This is a genomic window from Ruminococcus sp. 210702-SL.1.03 (genome assembly GCF_020559915.1).
GTDB lineage: Bacteria > Bacillota > Clostridia > Oscillospirales > Ruminococcaceae > YE71.
Genome location: NZ_JAJCLZ010000163.1, coordinates 1 through 268, shown reverse-complemented (window position 1 = coordinate 268; position 268 = coordinate 1). Strand labels below are relative to the sequence as shown.

General features: G+C 42.2%; 1 protein-coding gene. It reads right to left on the bottom strand.

Annotated elements, in window-relative coordinates; genetic code table 11:
* On the bottom strand, nucleotides 1-268 hold a 268-nt coding region (locus LI114_RS13945; RefSeq protein WP_413770915.1), incomplete at both ends, for a tetratricopeptide repeat protein.

The window sequence follows — 268 nt, the reverse complement described above, 5'->3', positions numbered from 1 at the left end:
GCCATATCATCGCTTTCGATTTTCAAAAATCCCGACAAAGCTTGTTTGTAATATCTCTGTGCTGTATCGTTATCTTTGGTGACATACTCTCCATACCTGTACATTTGAGCGATAGAATAAGCCGCATAAGGCTGACCCTGAGAGGATGATCTCTGATACCAAAGAAAAGCCTGCGACAGATCTTTCTTCACTCCGCTGCCATAGTAATACAGGTTTGCAAGGCTGAACTGAGCAAACTTGTTTTTCTGTTTTGCCGATCTTTCAAACC